General features: G+C 36.3%; 1 protein-coding gene. It reads left to right on the top strand.

Annotated features, from left to right (window positions below; all coding sequences use genetic code 11):
• Nucleotides 1–103 precede the first annotated feature (103 nt).
• On the top strand, nucleotides 104–1,762 hold a 1,659-nt coding region (locus ABY285_RS12580), incomplete at its 3' end, for an ABC transporter ATP-binding protein (protein WP_372770583.1).

The following is a 1,762-nucleotide window of genomic DNA, read 5'->3' as shown; positions in this document are numbered from 1 at the left end:
TTAAAAATCAAAATTCAATTTCATTTCTAGTAACAAATCAAGCTCTCTTTCCTTTGGAAAGAGCGGGGAGATAGGATTAAAGTTAAACAACAATAAAAAATTAATGAAATATTTCAGGCAAATATTGGTTTATGCCAAACCTTATAAAATATATGGTGTTTTAAACATTGTCAGCAATATTTTTTACGCCTTATTTGGAACACTGGCATTTGTGTCGCTGATGCCTATGTTAAAAGTGCTGTTTAAAACTGCAGAACCCCTCACAACGAAACCTTCTTACGAAGGCATCGCAAAACTGGGAGATTATATTGAAAATTCCATCAATTACTTCATTACCATCAAAGTAAATACAGAAGGTGAAATGAAGGCGTTGCTGTTTATGATTGTCATTGTCATCAGCACTTTTTTGCTCAAAAACATCTTTGGTTATTTGGCTATGTACTTTATTACTTTTTTACGAAACGGGGTTTTGAAGGATGTCAGAAACGATTTGTATGAAAAAACAGTCGATTTACCTTTAGCCTATTTTTCTGAAAAAAGAAAAGGGGACATCATTGCGAGAATTTCTACTGATGTGCTGGAAATCCAACACTCTTTTTTGTCCATTTTAGAACTGATCGTAAGAGAACCCTTAATGATTTTGTTTACGATTTTCGCCATGCTGGCTTTAAGTCCGCAATTGACCTTATTTGTTTTTATTTTTATTCCAATCGCCGGATTCGTTATTTCCTTGGTCGGAAAAAAATTAAAAAAACAATCGGATAAAGTTCAAAGGGAACAAGGTTATTTTTTATCTATTTTAGAAGAAACTTTAGGCGGGTTGAGAGTGATAAAAGGGTTTAATGCGGAAGGATATTTCAATTCAAAATTCAAGGAATCGACCTCGCGTTTTTACAGCTACTCCAACTCTTTATTAAACAGACAAAATTTGGCTTCACCATTGAGCGAGTTTTTAGGAATTGGCGTCATTGCTATTTTGCTTTGGTATGGCGGCTCCCTGGTTTTAGTTTCAAAAACCCTGGCTCCAGACGCGTTTATTGTTTTTATGGGACTGGCTTACAATATTTTAACTCCTGCCAAAGCAATTTCAAAAGCTGTTTATGGTGTTAAAAAAGGAGATGCCGCCGCTGAACGTGTTTTGGAAATTTTACATACCACTTCCCCATTGGCAGATAGACCTAATGCCCTTGAAAAAGAAGGCTTTAACTCAGCTATAAGCATTGAAAATATTTCGTTTAAATATGAAGATGACTATGTGCTTAAAAATTTCTCTCTGGAAATTCCTAAAGGAAAAACAGTGGCTTTTGTTGGACAATCGGGCAGCGGAAAATCGACCATTGCAAATTTACTGACCCGTTTTTATGATGTAAATGAAGGCAGCATTAAAATTGACGGTATTGACATTCGGGACATTACAAAAAAATCTCTTCGCAGTTTGCAAGGTCTTGTTTCACAGGATTCAATTTTATTTAACGACAGCATAAAAAACAATATTTTATTGGGCATCAAAAATAAATCCGAATCAGCAATTATAGACGCCGCAAAAATTGCGAATGCCCATGAATTTATAAATGAGATGCCAAATGGCTACGACTCCAATATAGGCGACAGCGGAAATAAACTTTCGGGCGGACAAAAACAGCGGTTGAGCATTGCGCGCGCCGTGCTTAAAAATCCACCAATCATGATTCTGGATGAAGCCACTTCCGCTTTGGACACGGAATCTGAACGTCTGGTGCAGGATGCATTGGAAAAAATGATG

The sequence above is a fragment of the Lutibacter sp. genome (assembly GCF_041555395.1).
Taxonomy (GTDB): Bacteria; Bacteroidota; Bacteroidia; order Flavobacteriales; family Flavobacteriaceae; genus Lutibacter.
The sequence above is the reverse complement of the archived record's forward strand: the minus strand, read 5'-3'. Positions and strand labels throughout refer to the sequence as shown.